Annotated in this window: 22 protein-coding genes; 1 reads left to right on the top strand and 21 read right to left on the bottom strand. The window is 48.9% G+C overall.

Going from position 1 to position 21,579, the window contains the following annotated elements:
- Positions 1–46: 46 nt before the first annotated feature.
- From H1S01_RS05780 to H1S01_RS05825, 10 genes are all read right to left on the bottom strand, one after another.
- A complete protein-coding gene (locus H1S01_RS05780) occupies positions 47–277 on the bottom strand; it encodes a thioredoxin family protein (RefSeq protein ID WP_188039136.1) in 231 nt (76 codons plus the stop codon).
- A 45-nt stretch (positions 278–322) separates the two neighbouring features.
- Positions 323–1,279 carry a permease gene (locus H1S01_RS05785; RefSeq protein WP_188039137.1) on the bottom strand — a complete coding sequence of 319 codons (957 nt, stop codon included), beginning with the start codon at positions 1,277–1,279 and terminating at the stop codon, positions 323–325.
- Between the two features lie 73 nt (positions 1,280–1,352).
- Positions 1,353–1,646 carry an ArsR/SmtB family transcription factor gene (locus tag H1S01_RS05790; protein WP_188039138.1) on the bottom strand — a complete coding sequence of 98 codons (294 nt, stop codon included), beginning with the start codon at positions 1,644–1,646 and terminating at the stop codon, positions 1,353–1,355.
- Positions 1,647–1,986: 340 nt separating this feature from the next.
- Positions 1,987–2,289, bottom strand: a complete 303-nt coding sequence (locus H1S01_RS05795; protein WP_188039139.1) for an STAS domain-containing protein — start codon at positions 2,287–2,289, stop codon at positions 1,987–1,989.
- 127 nt (positions 2,290–2,416) lie between these two features.
- Entirely contained in the window at positions 2,417–2,752 is a 336-nt protein-coding gene (locus H1S01_RS05800) for a hypothetical protein (protein ID WP_188039140.1), read from the bottom strand.
- Positions 2,753–3,162: 410 nt separating this feature from the next.
- Positions 3,163–3,339: an indolepyruvate ferredoxin oxidoreductase subunit alpha gene (locus H1S01_RS05805; protein WP_188039141.1), complete on the bottom strand. Its 177-nt coding sequence runs from the start codon at positions 3,337–3,339 to the stop codon at positions 3,163–3,165.
- Positions 3,340–3,402: 63 nt separating this feature from the next.
- Complete coding sequence (locus H1S01_RS05810; RefSeq protein WP_188039142.1) at positions 3,403–3,624, bottom strand: aspartyl-phosphate phosphatase Spo0E family protein; 222 nt, start codon at positions 3,622–3,624, stop codon at positions 3,403–3,405.
- A 160-nt stretch (positions 3,625–3,784) separates the two neighbouring features.
- On the bottom strand, positions 3,785–5,164 hold the full coding sequence (locus tag H1S01_RS05815; protein ID WP_188039143.1) for an NAD(P)/FAD-dependent oxidoreductase: 1,380 nt from the start codon (positions 5,162–5,164) through the stop codon (positions 3,785–3,787).
- A gap of 216 nt (positions 5,165–5,380) precedes the next feature.
- The gene (locus H1S01_RS05820; RefSeq protein WP_188039144.1) at positions 5,381–6,049 is read right to left on the bottom strand and encodes an SdpI family protein; all 669 of its coding nucleotides are present in this window, start codon (positions 6,047–6,049) and stop codon (positions 5,381–5,383) included.
- Positions 6,046–6,342, bottom strand: coding sequence for an autorepressor SdpR family transcription factor (locus H1S01_RS05825; protein WP_188039145.1), 297 nt, complete (start codon positions 6,340–6,342; stop codon positions 6,046–6,048). The genes H1S01_RS05820 and H1S01_RS05825 overlap by 4 nt, the downstream gene beginning before the upstream one ends.
- A 189-nt stretch (positions 6,343–6,531) precedes the next feature.
- Between H1S01_RS05825 and H1S01_RS05830 the strand changes: the two genes are divergently transcribed.
- Complete coding sequence (locus H1S01_RS05830; RefSeq protein WP_188039146.1) at positions 6,532–7,035, top strand: hypothetical protein; 504 nt, start codon at positions 6,532–6,534, stop codon at positions 7,033–7,035.
- A 70-nt stretch (positions 7,036–7,105) separates the two neighbouring features.
- On the opposite strand, the gene H1S01_RS05835 is transcribed toward H1S01_RS05830, so the two are convergent.
- The 11 genes from H1S01_RS05835 to ligA all read right to left on the bottom strand — a co-directional run bounded on the left by H1S01_RS05835 (position 7,106) and on the right by ligA (position 21,576).
- Entirely contained in the window at positions 7,106–8,101 is a 996-nt protein-coding gene (locus H1S01_RS05835; RefSeq protein ID WP_188039147.1) for a DNA methyltransferase, read from the bottom strand.
- A 104-nt stretch (positions 8,102–8,205) separates the two neighbouring features.
- Positions 8,206–8,469: a cyclic nucleotide-binding domain-containing protein gene (locus H1S01_RS05840; protein ID WP_188039148.1), complete on the bottom strand. Its 264-nt coding sequence runs from the start codon at positions 8,467–8,469 to the stop codon at positions 8,206–8,208.
- A 4-nt stretch (positions 8,470–8,473) separates the two neighbouring features.
- Positions 8,474–9,298 carry a methyl-accepting chemotaxis protein gene (locus H1S01_RS21885; protein WP_279286954.1) on the bottom strand — a complete coding sequence of 275 codons (825 nt, stop codon included), beginning with the start codon at positions 9,296–9,298 and terminating at the stop codon, positions 8,474–8,476.
- Positions 9,299–9,491: 193 nt separating this feature from the next.
- On the bottom strand, positions 9,492–10,433 hold the full coding sequence (locus H1S01_RS05850) for a ketopantoate reductase family protein (RefSeq protein WP_188039150.1): 942 nt from the start codon (positions 10,431–10,433) through the stop codon (positions 9,492–9,494).
- A gap of 19 nt (positions 10,434–10,452) precedes the next feature.
- The gene (locus H1S01_RS05855; protein WP_188039151.1) at positions 10,453–11,298 is read right to left on the bottom strand and encodes an alpha/beta fold hydrolase; all 846 of its coding nucleotides are present in this window, start codon (positions 11,296–11,298) and stop codon (positions 10,453–10,455) included.
- Between the two features lie 318 nt (positions 11,299–11,616).
- Positions 11,617–13,620, bottom strand: a complete 2,004-nt coding sequence (locus H1S01_RS05860; protein ID WP_188039152.1) for a methyl-accepting chemotaxis protein — start codon at positions 13,618–13,620, stop codon at positions 11,617–11,619.
- Positions 13,621–13,812: 192 nt separating this feature from the next.
- Positions 13,813–15,342, bottom strand: a complete 1,530-nt coding sequence (gatB, locus tag H1S01_RS05865; RefSeq protein ID WP_279286956.1) for an Asp-tRNA(Asn)/Glu-tRNA(Gln) amidotransferase subunit GatB — start codon at positions 15,340–15,342, stop codon at positions 13,813–13,815.
- 3 nt (positions 15,343–15,345) lie between these two features.
- The gene (gene gatA, locus H1S01_RS05870) at positions 15,346–16,809 is read right to left on the bottom strand and encodes an Asp-tRNA(Asn)/Glu-tRNA(Gln) amidotransferase subunit GatA (protein WP_188039153.1); all 1,464 of its coding nucleotides are present in this window, start codon (positions 16,807–16,809) and stop codon (positions 15,346–15,348) included.
- Positions 16,810–16,835: 26 nt separating this feature from the next.
- Positions 16,836–17,120, bottom strand: a complete 285-nt coding sequence (gene gatC, locus H1S01_RS05875; RefSeq protein WP_188039154.1) for an Asp-tRNA(Asn)/Glu-tRNA(Gln) amidotransferase subunit GatC — start codon at positions 17,118–17,120, stop codon at positions 16,836–16,838.
- A 25-nt stretch (positions 17,121–17,145) separates the two neighbouring features.
- A complete protein-coding gene (locus H1S01_RS05880) occupies positions 17,146–19,434 on the bottom strand; it encodes a hypothetical protein (protein ID WP_188039155.1) in 2,289 nt (762 codons plus the stop codon).
- A gap of 120 nt (positions 19,435–19,554) precedes the next feature.
- Positions 19,555–21,576: an NAD-dependent DNA ligase LigA gene (gene ligA / locus H1S01_RS05885; protein WP_188039156.1), complete on the bottom strand. Its 2,022-nt coding sequence runs from the start codon at positions 21,574–21,576 to the stop codon at positions 19,555–19,557.
- Positions 21,577–21,579: the final 3 nt, after the last annotated feature.

The raw sequence follows: 21,579 nt of genomic DNA on the forward strand, positions 1-21,579 counted from the left end.
CAGATATCATCTGGGCTGTTTTCAGCAGCTACCGTTTTTCATTGGCTCAGCTTAGCATGGTTTTTAATTCGCTCACCGATGGAATTCGGCCCGATACTTTCACTGTCCCATCTACGACCAGTGCGGGCGTTGTCATGACACCGTAGGACATAATTGTCGGAAAATCGGTGACCTTGTCCACCTTCACCTCTTTTCCGAGTTCTTGGAGCGTTTGTTTGACAAGCGTTTCTAGTTGGTTGCATTTGGCACATCCGGCGCCGAGAACCTTGACTTCCATTCCGTCACCTCCCTTCTCTACACAGACCGAATTCAGCAGATTCAGTTATAGAATCGCGTTGAATAAATAACCGACAAAGGTGATCGTTACTGCATTAATTCCCACGAAAAGGCCGATGAGTTTCGGTTTCAGCACTTGTTTTAAGATGATAATCTCCGGGAATGACAAGGCCGTTACGGCCATCATAAAAGCTAACACGGTTCCTATGGCCATCCCTTTTTCCATCAGGGCATGGACGATAGGTATCGTTCCGGCGGCATTAGAGTATAAGGGGATACCGATCAAAACGGCCAAGGGGACCGCAAAAAGATTGTCCCTGCCGGCATAGCGCACCAGAAAATCCTCCGGAGCGTATCCATGGATCAGACCGCCGATTCCGATAGCCACGATCACATAGATCCAGACTTTCTTGACGATGTCCTGGGTATATTGCCAGGCATAATCATGACGCTGACGCCACGATAGAGCGGCGATCTCCACCTCGGGCATCTTGATCTGATAGACATAGTCGGCTACCTGATCTTCCATCTTCGCCCGGCCGATCATCATCCCCCCGGCGACGGCGACAGCCAAACCTGTGCCCATATAGATGGCGGCGATCTTCCAACCGAAAAGACCGAAGAGCAGCACTAACGCCACTTCGTTGACCATGGGTGAAGCGATCAAAAAGGAAAAGGTTACGCCCAGGGGTACTCCTGATTCGACAAAACCGATGAACATGGGGACGGCAGAACAGGAGCAAAAGGGAGTTACCACACCTAACAAAGCAGCGACGATGTTCCCGATGAATTCTCGTTTATGGGAAAGTATCTTCTTCGTCCGCTCCGGTGGAAAAAAGCTGCGGATAAAAGAAACCCCGTAGATGATGACCGCAAGTAGGAAAAGAATCTTTTGTACGTCATAAATGAAAAAATGCAGCGCTTCCGTCAGGTGTTCTCCAGGAGAAAGACTCATCCAACGATAGACGATCATATCAGCGATCCAGGCAAACACTACGATCATCCCCCCTTTTCTTATGTAACGACGAGTAACGGGAATCTAATCAACTTTTTTTGATATAAAAGACAAAAAAATATTATAGCTGGAACGCTTGTTGCACCGAGTGCAGATAGCACCGTAAGGTATCTCGGTTCACAGAGTAATAGTTCCATTTTCCCTCAGCCACTTCAGAGATCAGGCCGGCTTCTTTCAATTCTTTGATATGATAGGAGACTTTCGATTGCAGCAAGCCCATCCCTTCCACCAGATCACAGACACAGACCCCCGGTTTATGAGTTTCCAAAAAATACTTTTCTCGATTGGCGATGCGCAAAAGAATCTGCCAGCGCAAAGGGTCCGAGAGAGCCTTCGCCACTTTGACCGTGTCCATAGGTGATCAACTCCTGGATCTAATATATCAAATTAATTTGATTCATTCAAGTCGTCAAGAAATCATAACCATAATAGCGTAAAAAAACCCCCTTGGCAGACGGTACGGTCTCTCCTGCCAAGGAGGGGCGAGAAGGACGATATTTAATGAAACCAAAAGGTGTTTGCTTATCAAGTAAGGAATCGGTTCTCTGTCACTTATTTTACTAAATATTCTGCTCTTTTGGCAAAGACGAATTTGTTATAGGAGTCATTCGATCTTTCTATAGAAAAACATGAAAGCGTATACCGACTACAGGTATACGCTCTCGTTCTTACTATGAAATTACTATGCCTTAACATCATCGTATCGTAAATACCTCGTTCAGACGGGTAATTTCAAATACTTGACGTACAAATCGATTGGGGTTTTTCAAATACAATTGCCCTCCATATTCATGGGTACGCTTTAAGAGAGCAATCAAGGCGCTAATGGCCATGCTATCAATCAGGTCAACACTGCTCAAATCAATATGGACATTAAATTTCCCCTGGTCTATAAACTCCAGTATCACTTCTTTGAACTTTTTTGCTTTGAGCAAGGTGATACTGCCGACAAGTTTTACATACACGTCATTGCCATCAAATGAGATTTTATAGGACAACTGCATCACCTGGTCCATATAAACTGTAGTTCTTACCACAGGAGTAGTTAAAAACATATTACCATGGCGCCCGTGTCGAAAATAGTCGCATTCTGTCTTGTGAAATAATCTTTTATTTAGTAGGGATTTAGTAGGGTCCGTCGAGCAGTCTGTCCCAATGACCGTAAATCAAAAGATTATGTAACTGATGGATAAATCTCTCCCACTTATTTTTTTCCGGTTCTCGAAACATGGACCAATAGGCTTCCTCGGTGTAGTTCTCCTTAATTTCTTGAATCAGACTGTTTAGCCGGTCTCGACAAATCATCACCTGAGCCGATGCGATTTCCCGGTACCGGTCACCGGCATGTTCAAGACGTTCAACGGCGAGATTATACTCTTTTTTAGCTTCTTCCATCTGATCAAAAAGCAGTTGGAAATCCTTTTCACCCTTGAAGTGGGACTGAAAACTTGCGAACGCCACAATCTTCTCCCCCTTTTACCTGGTGATCTGCCTGTCCGTTGTTACCTCATGTATATGAGTAGGTTTTTCGTTTACTACCCCCTTTTCAAAAAAATAACGATCTCGCCAAACACGAGATCGCTTACGATGTTTTTCTTTAAAAAATGCAAGGCGAGGGTAGCATATCCTCGCCTTGCTGTCGGAGGTCACTGAAAGCTGACTTGAACCATGGCTTCAGAATCACCCATATCGGCGGCTACAATCTGATGGACTTCAATGGGGACATCGAACCCGGAGATGATGACGCGATCCAATAAATCACAAAACTCTTTGGGCGAATTCCCTATTAACTTGGTTTCGCGTTGTTCCCGAGGTTTCCGCCATCGTTCAAAAAAAGCTACCACCCCCTAAGGGGTAGCATATCCAGTTTTTCAGACTTGAAAAATACAGTTGGCCGGACAAGCGTCTACACAAGAACCGCAGTCGGTACAGGCAGGTTCGTCAATGATTCGAATACCGCCGTTTACCTCAGAAACACATGAAGCAGGGCAGACAAATTGACAAGCGCCACAAGCGACACAACCATCGGCGTTAACTTGGTATGCCATTAGATCGGTACTCCTTTCGGATAGCAATGAAAATTATGAATAAGACATATTCGCCGATTATGTTTATTTTCCTTCCCTTTCTCCGCTTTTCCATGGTTGTCGAGGGTCTTCCTGTATGTTCGGAACGAGGCCCTTTGTCTTCGTTCGATAATATTCGTTTAACAAGCGATCAACTTCGCGAGATATGGCTACAGCCTTCTGGGGTCGTCGAGCCAACATGTGGCGAAGTGCTTCCTTGCGTTTTACCTGGATTTGTCGAAGTATATCGTTGTCGTCAACATTCACGATGAACTACCCCCGTTTTTCCAGTTACTGGTTATTATTTATTCGATAAACAAAGAGATTATCCCATTTTTTCCCTTTTTATTTTTCTGGATAATACTAAGAGAAATCTGAACAGAACGAAAAAACGCCCGGATATACCGGGCGCCGTAATGGGCAGTCTCTATTTTCGCCGTTCTGAGATAATTCTCGCCACATGGACACCGCTTGCACTCGCTTGAGAGAGACCGCGGGTGACACCGGCGCCGTCTCCGATGGCGAACATGTTCGGAATTTCCGTCTCTAGTTGTTTCGTCAATTTTAGCCGAGAACTATAAAACTTCACTTCTACCCCGTACAATAGCGTATCATTGTTGGCCATGCCTGGAGCGATTTTATCGAGGGCATAGATCATCTCTACGATGTTGTCCAAGTGCCGTTTCGGCAGTACCAAGCTCAAGTCCCCTGGAGTGGCCTTTAAGGTGGGTTTCGTAAAGCTTTGAGACAGGCGGTGTTCATTTGTTCTTCGTCCTTTGACCAGATCGCCGAAACGTTGAACTAAGACGCCGCCGCTGAGCAGGTTCGAGAAAGAAGCGATGCGCTTTCCATACTGATGCGGCTCATTGAAGGGTTCTGTAAAGCGGTTGCTCACGAGCAAGGCAAAGTTTGTGTTCTTGCTGTGCAACTTTTCGTCTCGGTAACTGTGGCCGTTTACGGTAACAATGCCGTCAGTGTTCTCAGCGACAACATATCCCTTGGGGTTCATGCAGAAGGTGCGGACCAGGTCCCCATACTGTTTCGTACGATAGACTAGTTTCGCCTCATAAACCTCATCGGTGATATGCTGGAACACTTCCGCCGGAATCTCTACGCGAACACCCACATCGACCTGATTATTGTAGAGACCGAGGCCCAATTCTTTACATTGGTTCGCAAACAATTCGGAACCGGCCCGTCCCGGGGCGGCGATGAGGTAATCACAGTCGATCCATTCGGGTTGCCCGATATCGAGTCGGAATCCCTCTCCCTCTTTGCAGATCTTCTGAACACGGGTATTGAAGATGATTTTGACTTTCTCTTTCAGAAATTCATAGATGCTTTTTAAAATCTCAAGATTATTTTCTGTTCCCAGGTGCCGCACTTGCGCGTCCAGTAAATGCAAGTCGTAAGCGAGGGCTTGTTTGCGGAGGCCGCTGTTTTTTGTGCTAAAGAGTTCCGACGGTGCCCCGTAGCTCATATTAATCTGGTCCACATAAGCGATCAGATCGAGCACTTCCTGGTCAGGAATATAGTCACTGAGCCAACCGCCAAATTCAGTCGTGAAATTATATTTTCCATCGGAAAATGCACCGGCTCCACCAAAACCGCGCATGATTCCGCAAGGATTGCATTTGATGCAGTGGGTTACTTTTTTTTCAGCGATGGGGCATTTACGAGTGTAAATGTCTCTACCTTCTTCGATCATCACGACATTGACGTTCTCGTTTTTAGAAATCAACTCGTAGGCTGCAAAAATACCGGAAGGTCCACTTCCTATAATGGCTACATCAAACTTAGTTGTCATATGAATCCCCTCGCTCCCTACTATCTTGGTAACAAACCTTACGTATTTTACTCGATAGTTCAGCAAAAGTAAATAAAAATCTTTATCTCTATTTCCCTTGTTTACAGGGGAAATAAAAAATCCCACCGCATCCTTCAAAGGAACCGGCGGGATTAGAGGTATCTTTCGGTTTCAAGTCAGCCTTCCCTATTGAACTTAGGAAAACACTCACTTTGGCTAGTTTAGCTGACCCTTTCCTCTTTTTTGGAAGAGCCACCATGCGTAAATGATCGGCACCAACAGCAGGGACAGAATTACCGTCAAGAATAAAGCCATACCCAGCGTTTCAGAAATAAATGGGGTCAGCATACCGATGGCGATCATCCCAAAACCACCGGCTACGAAAATACGGCCGCCTAGACGATGGGTTTTTGCCCAGATGTCACGGTCTGCCAATGTCCAAGGCAAACGAATTCCCATGAAATAGTTCTGTCTCATCCGAGGCATCACATTGCCTAAGATCATAAACAGAAGACCAACGCCGACAGGAACAAGGTAATTCACTCTGAGGGGAACGCCTAAGCCAATCGCGATTGAAGTAAGCTGAATCACGAAGAAAAAAGCCACAATACTGGACATGACCGTCTGGTAAGTAGAGGTAAATTTCTCATAATTGAAGGCCATCGGATCAATGCGCCGCATGAGAGGACCCAAAAGGGTAATTAGAAAAATGATGGCTGGTCCAACCGTGAGCATTTCCAATTTGGTCCCCAAGCGATCCGCTTCCCCGGCGAAGTTCCAGTGGACCGGGACTTGTTCAGGCAAATGAGGATAGGCCATCACAGAGACCAGGAGTGCTGCCGCAAATAGGATCGTCTGAAACCAAAAATGGGCACTACGATTCATTGATTATCCTCCTCTCGGGAGACCTGCCGCGACTCACCGCGGTCAGTCATCTCCAGCATCCAACTCAATACATCTTGAAAAACAGTGGTATTAAGACTGTAAAAAATCTGTTGTCCCCTTCGATCGTCGAGAACAAGACCAGCCGCCTTCAATGTTTGCAAGTGGTGAGAGATGCTCGGTTTAGAAATGTGAAAGGGTTCGGCCAACTCGCCGGCACTCTTTTCCCCTTGCCGAAGCAAAGTTAGAATTGCCCGGCGCGTCGGATCGGAAAGTGCGGAAAAGATCTGGTTCATGAGGCCCTCCCTCCTGGGCTAATAATTAGATGATTGTCTAACTATCTAAATTCTATTCTGGCTGATTCCTGATGTCAACTTTTTTACGAGATTCAACCGTGGAAAATTTTGTTAACCTTTGCCGAGGTTCACTCATAGTCTATGGCAAACCATTTAATCTAAGGTAGATGAAGGAGTGTGTGTCCCCTCATGTATGAAGACGACTTTTATGTGACACAAGTCCCCCCTCCAGGACCGGACTTATTTGGTCAAGGGGGAACTGTTCCTTTGTACCGCTACTATAATCCAACCATCACCGATCATTTCTATACGACCAACTTCGGCGAACTTGGTCGCGGCCGGAACGGGTATAACTTCGAAGGAATCGCCTGCTATGTCCTAGCTAGGCAACGGGGCGGAACGGTACCGCTCTACCGTTACTGGAACCCTACAATCGGCGACCATTTTTATACGACCAACTACGGAGAGCTCGGTGCCGGCGGATCTGGCTATATCTTCGAGGGAATCCAATGTTATGTATACCCGACGCAGAGACCTCGAACAGTCCCCCTTTACCGCTATTGGAATGCCGCTTTAGGCGATCACTTTTATACGACGAACTACAATGAACTCGGACCCGGGCGTTCCGGCTATGTCTTTGAAGGAATTCAGTGTTATGTCTTTCCTGCGTTCCCTTTCGGCGGTAGACGATAGTCTCCATGAAGAAAAAAGGCTGCTCAAAAAACAATTTTGAGCAGCCTTTCTAGAGTTCAGTCAACATGAGCTATAGCGAAAAAATCGATGCTTCATTCGCTTCTTCACCCTTTTTCTCTTTTTGTTTTTGAAAGGCCAGGGTGTTTCTCTCCCAGAAGACCCCGTCAGTATAACCTTGAATACTTTTGTCTGTTTCGGCCATCTCTAGTCGTTTCAGAGCCAGGCATCCGTATCCTTCGTTACAGTCGACGGCGATGAAGTTCCGGTTGAGTTTTTTGGCTACCACAGCGGTTGTGCCGGAACCGACGAAGGGATCGAAAACCACATCCCCTTCATTTGTGCTGGCTAACATGATTTTGGCCACCAGTTTCTCCGGTTTCTGTGTGGGATGGTCCGTATTTTCGGGCATCGACCAAAAAGGAACGCTGATATCGGTCCACAAATTTGACGGATAGGTCTCCTTAAAGTTGCCCCCCTTCGTCTCTTCCCAATCCTTCGGTTTTCCATTTTCACGGTAGGGAGCAATGACACGCCGTTTTAGCTTTACAGCATCCGGATTAAAGGTATACTGTTTGCTCTTAGTGGCAAACCAGATGTCTTCACAAGAATTCTTCCAGTTCGATTTGGCACCTCGTCCTTTTTCCCGCTCCCAGGTAATTCGATTTTGGATGATCAGATACTTCGCCAAAACCGTATGAATCGATACAGATGTCTTCCAGTCTCCGCATACATAGACCGAAGCATTTGGCTTTAATGTTGGCAATAGCCGGATAAACCATGAATCAAACCAAAGGGTATAGGCATCCACATCGGTGCCGTTAAAGGACAAGCCGTGAAATTCTTTGCTCAGGTTATAAGGTGGATCGAGGAAAAGTAAATCGACTGAATTCCGGGGAACCGCGTCGACGACATCCATGATGTCTCCGTGGGTGATTTTATTCAAAAATTCCTTTTCGCTGTGAAAGGGCGCCCTTGCCAACTGGCTGGCATACTGTATGTATTCCTCTTCTGATAGTGTAACCGTCCGATTACGTCCGGCTCGTTGTTTTTCTGTAGATACAACCACGCTTTCTCCTCCTCCATACTATTATTATAACAGAACCAGACCCGAGGATAGACTGCTTTGTCTGAGTATAAAAAGTCAGGCTCCATCGGGTTCGCGCTTTGTTTTTACTGATTTATCGAAAAAAAAGCCGGGCTTGCGCCCGGACTGATCAAGCCTGAATCAGGCCTAACCACTGCCAATAGGGAATACTTAATACAATCCCAATGAGGACGACTGCTGCATTGCATCACATACATTGCATCCCCTTGGTCGCCATGTTCAAACAGCAATGCGCCGGCAGGATAAGTCAAGCGCTCCAACTGCCCATAGAGGCGAGCCTGATCCACCGTCGACATGCCTTCGAATATTTTAACGGATCGTAAATCCAATGGTTTAGATCTCTTTCGAAACCGTTTGTATCGTCTCAGCGGCTGTAGCCAGTTGTTCCATCGCTTCCGAGATCTGTTGAGTGGCTTGGGCTTGGGCAGAACTAAGCCCCTCTGCTTGGTTGATCTTGTCAACCATATGGAGAATTTCACCAGCAATCGTCTGTAGAATATCTTTTATTTCTTTGACTGATTTCTCGCTGTCGAGAGACATCTTCCGTATTTCACCGGCCACGACGGAAAACCCTCGACCATGTTCACCGGCTCGAGCTGATTCAATGGAAGCGTTTAATCCCAACAAGTTGGTTCTGGAGGCGATGCCGGTAATAAATTTTAAGATGTCATCGGTTTTCTTGAGATGTTGCAATACAGTTTGGCTGGAACCTTTCAGATCTGATAACTGCTTAGCCAGATTCCCGGCATTGGCAGCCACCTCCTGTGTTGTCGCGGTAATTTCCTCTGTCGACGAAGCCACTGTTTGGGATACATCCTGCATTTCTAAATTATTGGCTAAGTTTTGAGCGTAGGCGATCGTGCCAATCACTTGACCCTGTTCGTCTGTTACGGGCCGAGTGACCAGTTTTACTGGAAATCCATACTCTTCTTTGGTCAAAACTTTCGTCATCGGTTGTCCAGAAGACATCGTTTCCTCAAGGGGATCGCCCGGTTTGACGGGATCGCCGGGATGGATGCGCGTATTGATCGATCGGCTCGCTTCATAAGTAAGATACTTATGTCTATCGGTCACCATGATGACACAATCATAAGGCAAGATCGATCTCATAATGGATGCATAACGAGCTAATTGTTCCATCTCTTTCTGACCGCCCATCATTTCCACTCCTTTGATTCTTCAAAAAATGTTTAATTCTGTTTAGAATTTATTTCGCCATAGTCAAATATTTTCCTCTTTTATGTAACCGAATAAAAAAACCTGCCGGAAGCATAGCTCCCAGGCAGGTTTTAGGACGAATCCGTTTTCATAAAAACTTGTGAATTGATTGGTCACGAGTGTTTGATTTGTTTTACATTGACAATGGCTTTAGGTACTCATAGACCTTTTCATGGGCAGGTGTCGGAACCCCTAACGCTCGACCTGTTCGGACAATGTAGCCGGAGAAGGCTTCCAGTTCAGTTCTCGATCCTTTTTCGAAATCCCGTTGCATCGACGTGGTACTCTCAGGAGCGAATGTATCTACCGACGCCATCGTCTTTTTCACAATAGCCTCATCGAGGTGGACTCCTTTAGCCTTCGCGACGGCGTAAACTTCCTCCATCATGGTCAAGAGCATGGCCCGTTGTTCTGGATTCGCCGCGATGGCTCCCACCGATTTTTGAAAGAAGGACGTGATCCCTCCTAGAGAGCAGATCAAGAGATACTTTGACCACACTGCCCCTTCCGCATCGGCAACAAATTTCGCTGTAATATCAGCTTGACGGAAAAGCGTAGCGAGCGAGTCCCGTTGATCTTGGGAGATTTCCGGAAGGCTGGCACCTTTATCAGCCCCGAAGACGATGCGAGGAACTCCGCCCCCCTGGCTGATCACGCCAGGTGATTCGATCTTCGAGAAAATATAACAACAACCGTTGAGAACTTTTCCTTGCGGCAACAACGCTCGTAGTCGTTCTGCATGGTCAACACCGTTCAGAAGCGGCAGTACCAGTGTTTCCGGCTTCAATAGCGGGACGATTTGTTGGGCTGCCGTTTCTAAATCATAGGTTTTCACGCAAAAAAGAACGAAGTCGACCGTTCCAATTTCACCGGGATCTTGAACCGCCCCCGTTGGATAAGCGACAAACTTTTCTTCATTGCTCTTCACGGTCAACCCTTGCTCTTGCATAGCTTTTAAATGTTCGCCCCGGGCAATAAAGTACACTTCATGATCTTGCGAATTACCAAAGGCGTAGGCCAATTTCCCGCCAAAAAAGCCCCCTACGCCACCCATTCCAATGACTGCAATACGCATAAACAGCCTCCTTTTTTGATTAAAATCGATTTCTCGTTATGGCAGTTAAGAAATCACCGATAGCTTTCGCAAATTTCACGGGCTCTTCGAAGTGGGCCATATGGCCACTACTTTGAAATAGCACTAGTTTTGAACGAGGGATTCGCTGTTGCATCTCCTCTGCGTACTTAACAGGACAGACGAAGTCCTTGACACCAGCAAGGATCAACGTGGGAACTCCGATCAAAGAAAGGCGATCACGGGTATCAAAAATGCCCATGTTTTGATAAAAGCCTTTATTCGGCCCCAGGGAGAAATGGATCTGTTTCAAGACCGGATCGATTTCGCCCTTATGATGATCATAATCGGCAAAATAGAACCCTACACATTTTTGAAAAGCTTGAGCCGCTTGCTCATCCGTGGTCGCCAATGTCGATTCCCGCAACCCCATCAAAGCCTGCCAGAACCAGGGGCGATCGATGAACCAGAAGAGATTTGCTGACACATCGCGCTTGTAGACGTCATCTGTAGTCGGTGTCGTCCCATACAAGATGAGACCGTTGAGATGATTTGGATATTGAATCGCGTACAACTGCGCCACCATTCCTCCATGGGAGTGACCAAGGAGGTAAAACTTGTCCAACTGAAGGTACTGTCGAAGTTTTTCCATGTCGTCCACATACCGGGAGAAACTGTAATCGGATAAGTTCTTCAGTCGTTCCGAGTTTCCAGTTCCTACCGGATCAAAGTAGACCATGGTGAATTCTTTTTCTACTTCCGGCATCTTGAGATAAGCTCCCCCGAAACCAGGTCCGCCTGGATGGGCGAGACAGACCGGCCCTTTCCCAGACACATAGTAGGTAAGGGTCGCACCGTTGATAGTCACCTGGTGCTCTCCCGGAAGCAGTTTTTCTGTAGGTTTCTCTACAGAAGTTGTCTTATTGTTCGAGGCCAAATATGTACTGGAGTTTGCCAGAACCGCTAAGGATAAGTTGCACCACAAGCACAAAGCAACGATCGGAATGATTACACCTCTAATATATCTCATGAGATCAGTGTCTGCGCCTCCCCTTGCTTCTGATCGTATTCAATTTCATTTTATCAGCTTTTATGATATTTGGCATAAAAAAAGCGTCGGCCAAGTGGGCGACGCTTTTCTATCTGGGGATTACTATCGGGATTTTCTAGTACGTGGGAAGAACTTTTATACTCGATATCCCGCTAGGGTCTGCTGCAATTCCTCTGATGTCTTTGCCAGCATCGCTGCAGAATTCGCGATATCCTCCATCGAAGCGACTTGTTGTTCCGTTGCTGCAGCGATGGTCTCCGAGTTATCTACACTACGCATCGAACCCTGACGGACGGCGTGAATCCCACTTTTCAAGTTTTTCCACTCTTGTGCCAACAATTGATTCTGATCTGTGATCGTTTTGATGCTGTCCACTACTTGTCTGCTGGATGTCGTAATTTCATTAAAGACCTTATCGACGAGATTAAATGCGTTCATACCCGCTTGCAGACCTTGATTATGCTGCTCCCGGTTGGAGACGACATTTTGTATTTCTGCTTTGATGCTATCGACGATCGCGGAAATATCCCAGGCCGCTTGTACCGAGTTTTCAGCAAGTTTGCGAATCTCTCCAGCCACAACGGCAAAACCTCTCCCGGCTTCGCCGGCTCTAGCAGCTTCAATAGCCGCGTTAAGAGATAATAGATTCGTCTGGTTTGCAATCTGATTTATCATCTGCAAGATCTGCTCGATCTGTTGAGACTTCATCGCTAGTTGATCGATGATCTGATTGTTCGAGTCGGTCGTGATCTGAATCTCAAGCATCTTTTCTCTCGCACCGTCGACGACCTTCCGTCCATCATCAACGGTTCGAGAAGCAACCTCGGTCGAACGGGCCGTTTCTTGGGCTGAACTAGTCATCTCCTCGATGGACGCCGCAATTTCTGCCACTAATTGCTCCATTCGCTCTAACTGTTGATCCGATTCTCGTGCTTCTTGAGAGACTTTTTGAGTCTCTTCTGAGACTTGATGATTGGCTATGGTCAGTTGCGCCGTTATTTCCTTCAATCCAAAAGACGCCTTCTGGAATCGTTCAACGGCTTCATCCACCTTCGTAATGGTCTGTTGTAACGACTCCAACATGCCATTCGCCGCTTTGGATAGGCTTCCGATCTCATCGTCCGACGAAATAGGAATGCGTTGAGTCAAGTCGCCTTCACCGCGGCTAATGGTCATCAAGGCATGTTCAAGATCGTTGAGCCGTCTCATCTGCCGGTTGACCACATAAGGGAGCACGAAAGCGGTCACGACAAAGCCAAGCAATGCAGCGGCAACAGTGATGTTACGGATGTTCGTCAAGATGTGATTTGATAAAGTCAGTACTAAATATTTTCCGTTTGACAAGGGTGCAATGTAGTGAGTCGCTTTGATACTTCCAAAGCTACCGCTTTGAAATGTGATCTCGTCTAATTTTATCGCATTAGCCAGACAAACTTTCATTTCAGGGTTGAGCGTATCGATGTTACCATCGCTGCCTACGATAATTTGTCCATTCGAATCAACCAGAGCCGTAAAGAGAACCTCCTCACGCAATTGACCGCTCATCTGTCGAATAAAGGATTGAGCTCCCAGCTGTTCGTCTAGTTCAACCAGTTTTTTACCGTTCCGTCCGATCTGGACGATCCGTGGACTGTCCCATCCTGACACACCGACATATTTATACACTTCAGGATCAATTGTCCGCTTTTGCGCCGGTTGGGCGACAACCTGACGTTTTCCGCTGATCAAGTCCATAAATTCATAAGCCTGTCCCTTAGGATCGCTGCCAAAGTTAAAATTTACATTTGTCCCTGTACTCGTCAACTGCACTTGTCCTTGACTGTCGGTCACCCAAAACTCATCGATTCCAGAGCGTTTGGATAACTCGACCAGTTGTTCGTAGTTGGTGCCTTTGCTTAGCAACAAGGATAATATACTGGCTTGCCCGACCATCTCCTTCTCCAACACTTCTTCGGTTATCTTACGGGCTGCTGTGGCGTTTTCGATGCCTAGACGGACCGTCTCCGTCATGGCCAATCCTTGCATATGCAAGTTACGAGCCGTCTGGTTGTAGATAAAAGTGGCCATAGCTACGATGACTACACCGAATACGATCATGATCGGCCATATAATCTTGTGTTTTAACGAGTTTAAGCGCATGAGGTTACCCCCTATGTATTCGTACGCATCAATCTAATTAATATTTTCCAACCATCGGTTTCCTTTAATTTATAATAATTCCAAAGCACATCAATATCAACGCTTTTATCATATATTGCCCGAATACATTAATAGCGTATAAAAGAAAAAGGCGCCTTACTTTTCAGTACGGTCGCCTTCGCTTGATTTAGATTACATTTTTTCCAGTTCCTCTTTCAGCAGTTTGTTGACGAGTCCGGGATTGGCTTTCCCTTTCGTCGCCTTCATGGCCTGACCGACGAGGAAGCCCATGGCTTTTTCCTTGCCAGCTTTGAAATCAGCGACAACGCTGGGGTTCGCTGTCAAGATGTCTCTGACGATGGATGCGATGGCCCCTTCATCAGAAATCTGAACGAGCCCTTTTTCTTCCACAATCGCTTTTGCTGGTTTGCCCGAAGCAAACATGTCCTCGAAAACCGTTTTAGCGATTTTTGTGGAGATCGTTCCCGCTTCGAGCAATTGCAGGAGCCCGACGAGGTTTTCCGGGGTGACAGGACTGTTCGAGTAGCCAAATTCGGAAGCGTTGAGCAGACGGGTGAGTTCGCCCATCATATAGTTGGAAATCTGCTTAGCCCGCTCTTTTGCCTTATCATCGGCGACTTCCACACCAGCAGGAGTATCTACCCCAAAGGCCTTGCAAGCGCTGTCAAAGTAGTCAGCCATCGCCTTAGAACCGGTAATGATTCCGGCATCGTAGGCAGGTAATCCGTAGGAGTGAACGAGGCGCTCCTTGCGGATATGAGGCATTTCAGGTAAGGTGGCTTTCACCCGGTCAACCCATTCGCGGGAGATGACCAATGGTACCAGATCCGGTTCGGGGAAGTACCGATAGTCATGCGCTTCTTCCTTGCTGCGCAGGGAGATCGTCATGCCTTTCGCTTCGTCCCACATCCGTGTCTCTTGAAGGATCTTACCGCCTTCGCGGAGGATTTCGGCTTGTCGTTCTACCTCATATTCCAAGGCCCGTTGCAACGCTTTGAAGGAGTTCATATTTTTCAGTTCGGCCTTCGTGCCGAACTCTTTTTGACCCCAAGGACGCAAGGACACGTTGGCGTCGCAGCGCAAGCTCCCTTGTTCCATCTTGCAGTCGGACACTTCCGTATATTCTAAAATGGATTTCAACCGTTCTAAATAGGCCACCGCCTCTTCAATCGAACGGATGTCCGGCTCTGAGACGATCTCAATCAACGGTACACCGGTCCGGTTGTAGTCGGCTAAAGAGTATTCAGCACCAGCCAGGTTCGCCGCACCGCCGTGGACCAGTTTGCCGGCGTCTTCCTCCATGTGTACACGAGTGATGCCAATACGTTTTGGGTTTCCGCCCACTTCGATGTCGAGATAGCCGTCCTTAGCGATGGGAAGATCGTATTGGGAAACCTGATATGCCTTAGGCAAGTCGGGATAGAAATAGTTCTTCCGATCGAACTTGGAGAATTCGGCGATTTCACAGTTCAATGCCAAACCGGCCTTCATGGCGTAATCGACGACTTGTTTGTTCAAGACCGGTAGCACACCGGGCAAACCTAAGCAGACAGGACAGACATGAGTGTTCTGATCGCCGCCGAACTCGGTCGTACAACCGCAAAAAATCTTGCTCTTCGTATGGAGTTCCACATGGACTTCCAAGCCCATGACGATTTCAAAGTCAAAATCACGTTCCATTTGCATCGTCTCATTGCTCATTTGTTACACCCCCAGATCCGGCGTCTGACTGTGACATCCGGTCGCCTGTTCATAGGCATAGGCCAACTGCAGCAGCTTCGCCTCGTCGAAGGCTTTGCCCATCAACTGTAGGCCTACAGGCAAGCCATTGGCAAAACCGGCGTTGATATTCAGAGCCGGGATACCTGCCAGGTTCACCGACAAGGTACAGATGTCTGATAAGTACATTTGCAGGGGGTTGTCCGTGCGGTCACCAAATTTAAAGGCCACTGTCGGCGATGTCGGCGAAAGGAGCACATCAAACTTTTCAAAGGCTTGATCAAAGTCGCCTTTGATTAATGTTCGCACCTTTTGGGCTTTTAGGTAGTAAGCGTCATAATAGCCGGAACTAAGGGCATAAGTTCCGAGCATGATGCGCCGTTTCACTTCTTCTCCAAAACCTTCGGCACGAGTCTTTTTAAACATGGTGTTCAAATCAGGCGCCTCTTCGGAACGATAGCCGTAACGAACTCCGTCGTAGCGGGCTAAGTTGGAGGAAGCTTCCGCTGGAGCAATCAGGTAATAGACCGGAAGGGCATATTCAGTATGAGGCAAGGAACACTCGCCAATCTCCGCGCCGAGACCCTCTAACACTTTCACGGCTTTTTCGATGACTGCTTTCACTTCTGGACCGATGCCTTCGCCGAAGTACTCCTTCGGCAAGCCGACCCGCCAGCCTTTGACCGATTGTCCGAGGAGAGCCTCGTAGTCTGGATAATCGACTGGTGCAGAAGTGGAGTCTTTTAAGTCATAGCCGGCGATAGCGTTCATGACCCTGGCATTGTCACGGACGTCACGGGTAAAGGGCCCGATCTGATCCAACGACGACGCAAAGGCGACGAGGCCAAAACGCGATACGGCACCATAGGTCGGCTTCATGCCGACGACACCACAGAAGGCAGCCGGCTGCCGGATTGACCCGCCCGTATCAGAGCCTAAAGTGAAGACAGCTTGTCCAGCGGCCACAGCGGCGGCCGAACCGCCGGAGGACCCGCCGGGTACCCGTTCGATATCCCAGGGATTGCGCGTCGCGAAAAAGCGGGAGTTTTCCGTCGACGAGCCCATGGCAAATTCATCCATATTGCATTTTCCCATGAGAATGGCGCCGGCTTCTTTCAGCTTCGTCACTACTGTAGCATCATAGGGCGGTACGAAATTGTGCAGAATCTTCGATGCACAGGTGGTGCGCACACCATCGGTGCACATGTTGTCTTTTAAGGCCATGGGGATCCCTTCGAGGGGACCGATCGCTTCTCCGGCAGCGATTTTGGCATCAACCTTCGCCGCCTGAGCCATGGCATCGTCAAAGGTCCGGGTGATGAAGGCTTGAACTTTCGGCTCGGCAGCTTCAATTCGCTCTGCCTGGGCCCGGACCAGTTCGGCGGCGCTGATCTCTTTGTTCACCAACAGGTCATGCAGTTCATGAGCCTTTTTTGTATACAGCTTCACAGGGATCCTCCATTCGGGTCGAAATACTAGACAATCTTAGGAACGCGGAAGAAACCATCTTCTTCGTCGGGGGCATTGGCCACGATCTTCTCCCGAGCCATGGACGGATCGACACGATCGTCGCGCATGACGTTCTGAAGGGGAAAAACATGAGCTGTCGGAGGTACATTCGCTGTGTCCAGCGCTTGCAGCCGTTGGGCGTAACCGAGGATGTCGTTCAGCTGGGTCGTATATTTTTCGACCTCTTTGTCGGACAGTTCGAGGCGAGCCAGCATGGCTACGTGTTGGACTTCGTCTTTTGTAAGGGACATCGTTTGTTCACCTGCCTTGTTGGAATCAAGATTTCTTTGCCGTATTCGGAATTAAATTCTCTGGTTCTTCAAAAATGTCCTCTTCGTGAGTGATGAAGAAACCACAGTACTTGACGAAAACTCGTTTTAAGACGTCAAGGCGCTCTTTGGAGATGGTGTCGATGACGGTGTATTGCCGGGTGATGGTCAAGTTGCCGATCTGGCGCAGGTTTTCGCCTCGCTGGGTCTCATGAAAGATGTCTGTCAGAGGGATGCCCTCCGCAACGACTTCCAATTCGCCAGACCGCAAGGTGGCCATAAGTTGGCCTGTCAGTGCATCTTCCATCCAAAGATACCGGATGATCACTCCTTGGCCTTTACGCTTTTCCCGATCGGTGACCTCCAATTCGGGGAGCTTTTCGACGGCACTTGTCAGTCCAGAAAAATCATTGACCTTGTAGACGGCTCGGCAGACACCGGCCCGGTGGCCTTCGGCAGTGACTAGCTTCGGATGGATCAGTTTTTTTCGAAGTTCCATGATGAAATTGACGATCAAGCGGGACTTCCGTTTCCACAGATCGAGCCAATCGAAGGGGATTTCGCTGCCCGAGTTCAGCCCAAGTTCTCGAACATACGTAACGACATCGGACCGGTACCAAGGCGGGAAAAAAAATGCAATGCCGCCGTAACGGTAAGCCCCTTCCCAGGGCATAAGCCGGCAAAAGAGGATATATCCCACCTCATAAGGAGGCTTTTCCGGGTTATATTCGGGATCACGTATAAAAAAAATGTTATCCCCGAAGAGATCCCGCACCGAGTACCCTTTTTCTTCGAGGGAGTGAATCACATAAAAACCAGGACGGTTTTCCATCCATCGCTTTATGCCCTCGCGCAGGGACGGCGGCAAGTGACTCGATACTTCCTGCTCGAAAGCTTCTAGTGTCGTCGTTCCCCCACGGAGGCGGCGGTCGAAAACGAACCACTCCCAAAAAAGTGAGCTCATCGGGTGATCCGCAAAAGGAGTATCCGGCTCATCGGTGTGACGGGCGAAGTGGCTCCATTCCCGCTTCCATTGCTCCGCAAAACGCCAGTGGATGAATTGAGTGAGCAGCGAACCGATTTGAGATGTCTCGGCAACGGTCCGGGCGACAGGGTCATCTTCGCTGTCTTGACCCCATCCTTCCGGTCCGAGCAGCGGATTTTCAAGTTTTACTTCCCATGCATCTAAAAGTTCTTCAAAATTCGCGTAGGTTCCTTCCCGGAAGGCGTAATTGGCGATCTCAGGTAGCCGGTAAGGGCCGCGACCCGGATTATGGCCGATGAGTTTGTTGCGGCGCAGTTCTCGAACGAGCTGGACGAGCCGTTCTTCACTGACTGTCCCCACGACGATTTCCCGGCGGCCGACCCAGACTTGCCCACGGGCATCCCGAGCGATGTCAAGACCCATCTCAATGGAGTCGTTGACATGGCTCAAATAGACGATGGCCGTCCCGCGCTCACCGTCTTCGACATGGCATCCCTCTTCTTGGCGCAACGTCTCCAGGATCAAATCGGTATTGCGGGTCGGAAAGACACGCCAGTACCAAAAGCCCTGAAAAAAAGGATCTTGGCCGAAGGGAACTTTTGAAGAGGGCTCCTGCCGGATGCTGGTGATCACCCACCGGCTATCTTCTTCCACCAGATAAAAATGGGAACGGTAGGTCAGCAGATACTGTTCCTCGCCGAGCAACACCTCTGCGATTAAGTGAACCCCTTTTTTATTCGGGATTTCTTCAACGACAACGCCACGGAGCAAGCTTTCTCCCTGGTGTTTTTTCTTCATTCGCTGCCCATAGTCATCGCCGTCAACATACCGCTCCTGGGCCTTTTGCGGAAGGAGCAGGTAGACCAGGGACCAGTCTTCGACAGCCCTGGCTTGAAAATAGGCATGGACCACTTCCCGCGGTTTAAGGGGGCGATCGAAGAGTCGAATCATCATCGAGTTCCACTCACGGGAATTCAATGGGTCCGGTTTTTGAAACAACTGAGTCTGACTGACAATCTCGGGGGCCACTTCCACTTCGGCCCGTTCCAATTCTTTGAGTATAAAATCAAATAAGTAAAAAGCTTCTCGGTAAGAGAGTTCTATGTCATGATCGGGCAGTCCATTCAGAAGGCGATCCCCTTGGCCGAAAGGGGCACCATCGAGCCAGTCGATTTGAGATTCCACTGGATTGGCCACAACGAAGTGGACGTAAAGGCCTTGTGCGCCGATACGCCGTGTCTCCCAAATCAGGACGAGGGAGATGACTCCTTGCAGGCGAAATGGTGCCGCTTTCGCGTGAAACCGAAACATTGGAACAACCTTCACGTTGAAGGCCTACCTTTCTTTATTAAACATCATCTATTTCCATGATATGGTTTTTGCAAAAAAGGTGTATCGTTATTCTTTTCGCCGCCGGTAGACTCGTCCCTGCTAGTGACGGTCGATGAGTTTTAAAAAATCTTCCTCTGTGAGAACAGGAACCTTTAATTCAATCGCTTTTTCTAATTTTGAGCCTGCTTCCTCACCGGCAATGACTATGCTCGTTTTCTTGCTGACGGAGGAGGATATTTTGGCGCCTCGCGCTTCTAAAAGCCGCTGGGCTTCCCGGCGATCCATGGACTGCAACGTTCCTGTGAGGACGATCGTTTTACCGGCTAAAGTTTGAGGCGAATCGGCTGTACTTTGCCGGGCTTCCATCTGTACCCCTTTTTCAGCCAACCGGCGGATCATCTCCACATTGGCAGGGACTGAGAAATAGTTTATCAGAGAGTCGGCCATCTTCGGACCAATTTCCGGGATCGCCTGCAGTTCCTCCTGGGTCGCTGCCATCAATTTTTCCATAGATCCAAAATGGCTGGCCAAGGTCTTCGCCGCCGTCTGACCGACCAAGCGAATGCCCAAGGCAAAGGTGAAGGCGCCCAACCCTCTGGATTTGCTTTGTTCGATAGCGGCGATCAGGTTTGCCGCCGATTTTTTCCCCATTCGCTCCAGTGGCGCCACCTGGTCGGCCGTTAAATCGTAAAGGTCTGCCGGATTGTGGACGAGGCCACTGTCCCAGAGCAAGTTTACGATGGCCGGGCCCAGTCCCTCAATGTTCATCGCATCCCGAGAGGCGTAATGAATCAGCCCTTCTTTCGCCTGGGCAGGACAGGTCGATGAGGTGCATCGCAAGGCAACTTCTCCCTCAAGCCGGCTTGCCGGACTGCCGCATTCGGGACAGGCTTGGGGCATGATAAAGGGCTGCTCTTCGCCGGTACGCCGCTCCTTCAACACGGAAACGACTTCTGGAATGATATCGCCAGCTTTTTGAATGATCACATAATCGCCGACATGGATGTCCTTTTCACGGATGATGTCTTCATTGTGCAAGGTAGCCCGGCTGACAGTCGTACCGGCTACACGGACCGGTTCCAATTCAGCCGTGGGCGTGATGACACCGGTGCGCCCCACTTTTACGGTGATGCTCCGTACCTGAGTGACGGCCTGCTCTGCCGGGAATTTGAAGGCGATGGCATAACGGGGGCTTTTCGAAGTAACCCCCAGCCGCTCATACTCGTCCAGTTCGTTGACTTTGACGACCATGCCGTCGATCTCAAAAGGAAGATCGTGACGGTTTTCCGTCCAATAGCGGCAATAGGCGATCACTTCTTCAATGGAAGGACAGAACTTCCGCTCTTTGTTGACAGGCAGCCCCCACTGCTCGAGCAGTTCCAAGGCTTGCCGCTGCTCCTGAGCTTCTGCACCTTCCAGAAGGAGAATGTTATAGAAAAAGGCCCGTAACGGACGAGAAGCTGTCACTTTGGGATCCAATTGACGAAGGGAACCGGCGGCAGCGTTACGGGGATTAGCGAAGACAGGCTCTCCCCGCTCTTCTCGTTCTTCATTGAGAGTCGCAAAGGCTCCTTTGGGCAGATAGGCCTCGCCTCGCACATCGAGGACCGGGAGGTCTGTCTTCAAACGAAGGGGGATGGTCCGGATCGTCTTCAAGTTCTCCGTGATGTCTTCTCCGGTTTCACCGTCACCTCGTGTTGCGCCACGGACGAATCGCCCTTGTTCATAGGTCAAGACGACTGTCAGCCCGTCGATCTTCGGTTCCACCACATATGTAAGGTCACGGCCGGCCCGTTCCCGGGCCCGCCGGTCAAATTCACGCAGATCATGCTCGTCAAAAGCGTTGGCGAGAGACAGTAAGGGAACCCGGTGCCGCACCGAATTGAAGGCAGCCAAAGGTTGTCCACCGACTCGCCGAGTCGGCGAATCCGCTTCGACCAGTTCAGGATAGGTATCTTCAATCGCTTGCAGTTCCCTCATCAAGGCATCATAGTTTGCATCGGTGATTTCGGGCGCATCCAGGACATAATAACGGTACTCGTGATGGCGGATGATCTCACGCAGTTCCTTGACACGCACTTCCGCCTCGACTCGGTTTTTCGGCACATCCGGCGATACCATGAG

This window comes from Heliobacterium chlorum (assembly GCF_014502795.1).
Lineage (GTDB): Bacteria > Bacillota > Desulfitobacteriia > Heliobacteriales > Heliobacteriaceae > Heliobacterium > Heliobacterium chlorum.

What these genes read in the sequence shown, in the direction of transcription:
- H1S01_RS05820 (WP_188039144.1), bottom strand. Translation starts at nt 6,049, where the DNA reads ATGAATCGTAGTGCCCATTTTTGGTTTCAGACGATCCTATTTGCGGCA.
- H1S01_RS05880 (WP_188039155.1), bottom strand. Translation starts at nt 19,434, where the DNA reads ATGTTTCGGTTTCACGCGAAAGCGGCACCATTTCGCCTGCAAGGAGTC.
- H1S01_RS05785 (WP_188039137.1), bottom strand. Translation starts at nt 1,279, where the DNA reads ATGATCGTAGTGTTTGCCTGGATCGCTGATATGATCGTCTATCGTTGG.
- gatB (WP_279286956.1), bottom strand. Translation starts at nt 15,342, where the DNA reads ATGAGCAATGAGACGATGCAAATGGAACGTGATTTTGACTTTGAAATC.
- H1S01_RS05815 (WP_188039143.1), bottom strand. Translation starts at nt 5,164, where the DNA reads ATGACAACTAAGTTTGATGTAGCCATTATAGGAAGTGGACCTTCCGGT.
- H1S01_RS05790 (WP_188039138.1), bottom strand. Translation starts at nt 1,646, where the DNA reads ATGGACACGGTCAAAGTGGCGAAGGCTCTCTCGGACCCTTTGCGCTGG.
- H1S01_RS05830 (WP_188039146.1), top strand. Translation starts at nt 6,532, where the DNA reads ATGTATGAAGACGACTTTTATGTGACACAAGTCCCCCCTCCAGGACCG.
- ligA (WP_188039156.1), bottom strand. Translation starts at nt 21,576, where the DNA reads ATGGTATCGCCGGATGTGCCGAAAAACCGAGTCGAGGCGGAAGTGCGT.
- H1S01_RS05805 (WP_188039141.1), bottom strand. Translation starts at nt 3,339, where the DNA reads ATGGCATACCAAGTTAACGCCGATGGTTGTGTCGCTTGTGGCGCTTGT.
- H1S01_RS21885 (WP_279286954.1), bottom strand. Translation starts at nt 9,298, where the DNA reads ATGGGCGGTCAGAAAGAGATGGAACAATTAGCTCGTTATGCATCCATT.
- gatC (WP_188039154.1), bottom strand. Translation starts at nt 17,120, where the DNA reads ATGTCCCTTACAAAAGACGAAGTCCAACACGTAGCCATGCTGGCTCGC.
- H1S01_RS05825 (WP_188039145.1), bottom strand. Translation starts at nt 6,342, where the DNA reads ATGAACCAGATCTTTTCCGCACTTTCCGATCCGACGCGCCGGGCAATT.
- H1S01_RS05850 (WP_188039150.1), bottom strand. Translation starts at nt 10,433, where the DNA reads ATGCGTATTGCAGTCATTGGAATGGGTGGCGTAGGGGGCTTTTTTGGC.
- H1S01_RS05780 (WP_188039136.1), bottom strand. Translation starts at nt 277, where the DNA reads ATGGAAGTCAAGGTTCTCGGCGCCGGATGTGCCAAATGCAACCAACTA.
- H1S01_RS05860 (WP_188039152.1), bottom strand. Translation starts at nt 13,620, where the DNA reads ATGCGCTTAAACTCGTTAAAACACAAGATTATATGGCCGATCATGATC.